The 6,000-nt window shown below is 55.5% G+C and carries 4 protein-coding genes; all 4 read left to right on the top strand.

Features of this window, described 5'->3' with window-relative positions; translation table 11 throughout:
• Positions 1-215: 215 nt before the first annotated feature.
• The 4 genes from ABX962_RS05065 to ABX962_RS05080 all read left to right on the top strand — a co-directional run bounded on the left by ABX962_RS05065 (position 216) and on the right by ABX962_RS05080 (position 5,863).
• Entirely contained in the window at positions 216-875 is a 660-nt protein-coding gene (locus ABX962_RS05065) for a redox-sensing transcriptional repressor Rex (RefSeq protein WP_372717224.1), read from the top strand.
• A gap of 315 nt (positions 876-1,190) precedes the next feature.
• Positions 1,191-2,339: an acyltransferase gene (locus ABX962_RS05070; protein ID WP_372717226.1), complete on the top strand. Its 1,149-nt coding sequence runs from the start codon at positions 1,191-1,193 to the stop codon at positions 2,337-2,339.
• A gap of 14 nt (positions 2,340-2,353) precedes the next feature.
• A complete protein-coding gene (locus ABX962_RS05075; RefSeq protein WP_372717228.1) occupies positions 2,354-3,751 on the top strand; it encodes an O-antigen ligase family protein in 1,398 nt (465 codons plus the stop codon).
• 192 nt (positions 3,752-3,943) lie between these two features.
• The gene (locus ABX962_RS05080) at positions 3,944-5,863 is read left to right on the top strand and encodes a prenyltransferase/squalene oxidase repeat-containing protein (protein ID WP_372717230.1); all 1,920 of its coding nucleotides are present in this window, start codon (positions 3,944-3,946) and stop codon (positions 5,861-5,863) included.
• Positions 5,864-6,000 lie beyond the last annotated feature (137 nt).

Below are 6,000 nucleotides of genomic sequence, written 5' to 3' on the forward strand. Positions count from 1 at the left end.
TTCCCGCAAGGCTTTATCCGCAAGATTGACGACAAAGTTGTGGGCTGCTCGTTCAAAACGTGTACGATAGCGTCACCTGTTTATCAGGCCGAACATTCTTGGGCAGGCACCATTGTGACAGCCATACTGAGTCGGCCATACCGAGTCGGCAACGTTCGCTAACGCTAACGAAACTGACGTAAATTCGAGGCCTTTCCTTTGGAAGGAATGACCGCTTGAGTGAACCAGTACCAGATCATGCAAATGACGTTCCAACGCAGATTCCGCAACCTGCAGTGGGACGGCTGAGCCTCTATTTTCGCGAGCTTTATCGGCTTCGCGACTCTGAGATCACGACGATAAACAGCAAAGAATTGGGCAAGCTGGTGAATGTTTCGTCGCCTGTGGTCCGCCGCGATCTCAGTGCACTCGGTACGATCGGGCAGCGGGGGGTGGGCTATTCGGTCGACGCGTTGATCGAACGCATCGGTCAGGTACTCGGTTCGGGAAAACAGTGGGAAGTGGTGCTGGTTGGTGTGGGTTCGCTCGGCGACGCGTTACTGCGTTATCGAGGATTTAGTCGGCTTGGATTTAAATTGACCGCTGCGTTTGATGTGGATCCAACACGAATTGGATCGACCATTGGCGGCGTCGAGGTGCTCGATGCAAAGGAGTTAGAGCGAGTCGTCACGGCGGCGCCACCGAGTTTGGCAATCCTGGCGGTGCCGGCCGACAACGCAGCCGAAGTTGCGACGTTGCTGGTCAAATTAGGCGTCTCGGGGATTCTGAATTTCGCCCCCACCACGTTGAAGCTGCCACCGCGTATCGCGGTCGTCAACGTGGATCTAGCGAGTGAGTTGCAACGTTTGGCATTTGCAGTGCAAAGCGGTAAATAACAGGTCTCTCGATCTGACGGATCCACCGCATTTGATGGACGTCGCGATCGATCATGAGTGAGTTTCGGCCAGCGATCGCGTGGTAGACGTGGGGCAATTTGTCTCCGCTGGCCTTTTCTGACGCCGCCTCTACCGCGTGACCCTTCGGTATCACGGACACGCAAATCAAGATTTCCATGCTTGGAAATACGGATTGGCGATTAACCGTGAACTATGTTTCAGCGAGCGAGAGCGTAAGTGTCTCTCGAAGGTTGCGTGTCTCGGATGAGCCGCGCCCACGCAATCCGCGAAACTGTTACGACCGGAACGAGAGACGTGCGAACCGAGTTGTCCGCCGAAACCAAGCAGTCATTTCAAGTTGTTGCCTTTTTGGCAACGATCTTTGTTGTCGCGATCCATTACCAGTCTGCTGCGCCGTCCTCGCCTTCGCTCGAAAGGGCATCCGCGAACCAATTAGCTCAAGAATTTTTGATCGGAGGGCTCGCGAGGTTTTCGGTTCCGATGTTCGCGTTCGCAGCGGGATTCTTCTATTTCCGCAGTGATGACGGAACGTTTCGAACTTACCTACGAAAACTGCGTCAACGATTCCGCAGCGTGCTGGTGCCATATTTGGTGATCGGATTCGTGGCGACGCTGTTTTGGGTGGTCGTGCGGCAGCTGGACGGAAAATCCTCGGAAGCGTCGCTGCCAGAGCTGATTGCCACGTGGCTGCTGCGACCTCCGGCGGAGCAGTTGTGGTTTTTACGGGATTTAATGGTGTTGGTGATCGCCGCTCCCATCATTCGCCAAATCGCTGGATTGCCATACAAGCTTGGCGTGGTGATTACCGGATTGCTGTGGCTAAGTCATTATCAGCCGTTTCCGATTGTTCATGGATGGTACTTGCTGCACACCGAGACACTGTTCTTTTTTTGCGTTGGCTGCGTGGCAAACCAACACACCAGTGTTTTCGATCGGATCGGTCGCTTTAGTAACGCGACGATGTTCGGTTTTGTCATCGTCTGGTTCGATTTGATCATCGCGCGAATCATGCTGCGTCCTGATTTTGATTGCTGGTACACGAGCGACTACAACGTCGAAAGTTTGCTGATTCACAAAACATCGATCGTTGCCGGATGCTTTTCGATTTGGATGGTGGCCTGGAAATCCCGCTACCCAGCGGTGATTCGGTTATCGGGCGCCGCATTTTTTGTCTATCTGATGCATGAATTTCCCCTCCGTGCTGCGGTCGAGCGTGTGGCGGGGCCGGTGTTAGAGAAGGGAGCTTGGTTTTGGGTGCTTTTCCCGCTCGTGACGGTCGGGTGTTTCGCTGCGGCGATGCTGCTAAATCGATTTGCACCGCGTGTGATTGCTCTTCTTACCGGCGGAAGAACCCCCGATTCGGCAGCCAAACTTGCCGGCGGTGAAACACGACGCCCCGGCTATTCCGCGGATGCTCATCGCTCTGCAGTAACGACTCACTAAAGCAAACCCCAATTATGATGTTACTTGTTGTCTTGTTTGCTCTCGCAGCGATCGTCTGGATGCTTCCGCTAATTCAAGCAGGCCGAACGTTTCAGTTGGCGACATTGGTGCTGGTGGTTGGAACTGTATTCGGCCCGTCGTTTTTTGCGATCAACGGCCCAATCCAATTGAGTTTGGATCGTTTGTTGTGGGTTGCGATGTTTGCATTTGTCGCCATTCGTTGGCGAATGGGCGAACTGAAAATACCTGAACTCAACCGTGTCGATGCGGTGATCGCCGCTATCACGGTGTGGCTATTGATCAGCGTGGTGATTGGCGGCGCAAATCCGCCAAAAGAACCACCCCCGATCGCTAAATGGTTGTTCTGTATCGCCATGCCGGTCGGAATGTATGTGATCGCCCGGATCAGCGAGGTGAAAGAGTCCGATCTACAGTGGGCCTATCGCATGTTGCTTGGACTCGGTTTGTACCTTGCGGTGATGGCACTCTTTGAAGTCTCGGGGATGCATTCCCTCGTTTTCCCTCACTACATCGTCGACCCGAAGGATTGGGAATTCTTTGGTCGTGGTCGCGGCCCGCTTCTAAATCCGTCGGGCAACGGGATTGTGATGTGTGGAGCGTTAGCAATTGCCGTACTAGGGGTGATTCGATCCACCTTTCGTATGCGGGCGTTCTATATTGCCCTTTGCACCGTTTTGCTGGTGGGAGTTTACTGCACTTTGACGCGAAGTGCGTGGATGGGAGCGATTGCCACAGTGGCGGTGGTCGCGTTGATCTACTCGCCACGCTGGGTTCGCGTGCTGGGATTGGCCACCGCAATCTTGATTGGGGGGGCGGGGGTGCTGGGATTAAAAGACCAATTGCTGCGAATGAAACGTGACAAGAATCTGACGTCAGCCGATGCGGAAAAATCGATTCAACTGCGTCCCCTGCTGGCGGTGGTGGCTTGGGAGATGTTCAAAGATCGTCCCATTACCGGTCATGGTTTCGGTCATTATTTTGCCCACTCGAGTAAGTACCACAGCATTCGCAGTTACGACATGCCGCTTGAGAATGCTCGTCCGTATGCTCAGCACAATGTATTCTTGGCGATGCTGGTCGACTCGGGGTTAATCGGCTTGTCGATGTTCATTGTGATGCTCGTCACGATCACCAGCATGGCTTGGAATTTGGCACGCGATGAAGGCCATTCGGTTGCCATTCGCTGTGGGGGACTCGTTTGGCTCGGGACGTTTGCGGCCTATTTCTGCAACGGCATGTTCCAAGACGTGACGATCATCCCGATGGTCAACATGTTTCTGTTTTTCGCTGCAGGACTCGCCGTTTCACTCTACGAGCGAGGCGTGGAAACACGCCGTGTCGAACGACCGATGCCGATGGAAAATTTTTCTGGCGTGTCGCTGGCGCAGTAGGAACCGCCGCGAGCGTGTAGGATGTTCTCGCCGGCATCCACACTCATCAATGGGGGTGTGGTGAATTGTTTATCGTCTCGGTGATAATCGATATGCCCCGAAAGGAACATGCTAAGGGAGATGCCGCCCGCCACCTGCCACCTGCCGTCCCCGCCTACCCCCGCCCGCCTGTCCACACTGAACGCCAAATTCATGGAATCGAATCTTCGACAACGCGTCCGCGACACACTTGATCAATTACGCCGCGAACTCTTAGAGCAGCGGACGGCCGATGGACACTGGGTCGGTGAATTGTCGGCGTCCGCGCTGAGCACGGCCACCGCGGTGAGCGCCTTGTCGGCCACGCTGATTCACGCTTCGCGATCCATCGACAGTGCGGATGCGATCGAAGACCAGATCGTTTGCGGAATGCAGTACCTTTGTCATCAGCAAAATGCCGATGGTGGCTTCGGCGACACCGATCGCAGTCATTCCAATATCGCGACCAGCTACCTGGTTCTGGCGGCATCCTCGTTGGCGCAGCAAAGCGGATCTGCGGGGCTCGATTCGGATCAGCTCGCTGCGTTACGGTCCTACATTCAGACCGAAGGACAAATCGAGGGACTGCGTCGACGCTACGGCAAGGACAAGACATTTGTCGTTCCGATTTTGGCGAACATGGCAGTCGCGGGGCTCGTTGGCTGGGACGATGTGCCTCGATTGCCATTCGAGGCGGCCGTGTTTCCGCAATCGATGTACCGTGTGCTGCAGATGCCGGTCGTTAGCTATGCGATTCCGGCGCTCGTGGCAATCGGCCAAGCACGGCACTTTCATGGTTCCAAAACTTGGTTGCCACTGCGGCTGATTCGCGCCGCTTCGGTCCATCGTTCGATGCAGGTGCTTCGTCGCATGCAACCCGATAGTGGCGGCTACCTCGAGGCGACGCCGCTGACATCCTTTGTTCTGATGAGTTTAGCGGCAACCGGGCGTGCCGATTGCGATGTCAGTCGGGACGCGATCCGCTTTCTGCGTGAATCGATGAACCCCGACGGCAGCTGGCCGATCGATACCAATTTAGCGACCTGGATCACGTCGCTGTCAATCTCGGCCTTGGCGGGCGACCCGGATGACGACGGATCTTGGTTTACGCCGTCGCTGGCCAATTGGCATCTCGGGTGTCAACATCGCCAACGCCACCCTTTCACCGGCGCTCAGCCCGGTGGTTGGGGGTGGACCGATTTGTCCGGCGCCGTTCCTGATGGCGACGATACCCCAGGTGCGGTGCTGGCGGTGAAACAGATGCAGCGTTATTCGTCAGCGACCGAGATCGCGAAGATGGACGTTGCGATCAAGGACGCTCAGCAGTGGTTGATCGATTTGCAAAATCGCGATGGCGGTTGGCCGACCTTTTGCCGCGGATGGGGAAAACTGCCGTTTGATCGCAGCAGTACCGATTTGACCGCTCATGCATTGCGTGCGTTCGGCGAGAAAGGAGTAAGCGACACGGCGAAGCGCAAGGCGGAACGATTCTTGACTCGCAATCAGGCCGATGATGGCAGCTGGCTTCCGCTCTGGTTCGGCAACCAAGATCACCCGGCCGAAGAGAACCCCGTCTACGGAACCTCGCGAGTATTGTTGGCGGGGGCGGCCGGTTTTTTGAGCGAGGAAACAATCCGCCGGGGGGGCGATTACCTCTGCAATACGCAGAATCCCGATGGCGGATGGGGTGGTGGCGCGTCCATTTTACCTTGGATGAAACGCGAATCGCTCCGCGACGCCGGCATTCGCGTTGAGGATCGATTGACTAGCAGTGTCGAAGAAACGGCGGTTGCGATCGAGGCGTTGACGGCAATTTTTAGTAAAAATGGACGTCTTAGCACGAATGATCAAGGAAAAATGCCAAAGGATTCCACCGAGTTGGCCCAAACCGGCCTGAGTGCTGGGAAGAATGACCCGAAACAAGTTATAATCCGTGGCGTTGAATTCCTACTGCAAAGTGTCCACGATGGACGTCATCGTGTGCCTTGGCCGATTGGATTTTATTTTGCCAAACTTTGGTATCACGAAAAACTCTATCCACACGTGTTCACGGTCGCTGCGTTATCGAGCTACCTGCGATCCGAGTCGGATTGAGCTGGCAAGAGATCCCATCGGCTCCATCCCTTGATGATCCCACCTAAGGAATCTGGTTTGTCGACCGCAACCACTTCAAATAATACGTCCACCTCGGCGGATACTCGCGCCGATTCGGCGGCGCGACCGGCGCGTCG

Source organism: Novipirellula sp. (assembly GCF_041583735.1).
Taxonomy (GTDB): Bacteria; Planctomycetota; Planctomycetia; order Pirellulales; family Pirellulaceae; genus Novipirellula.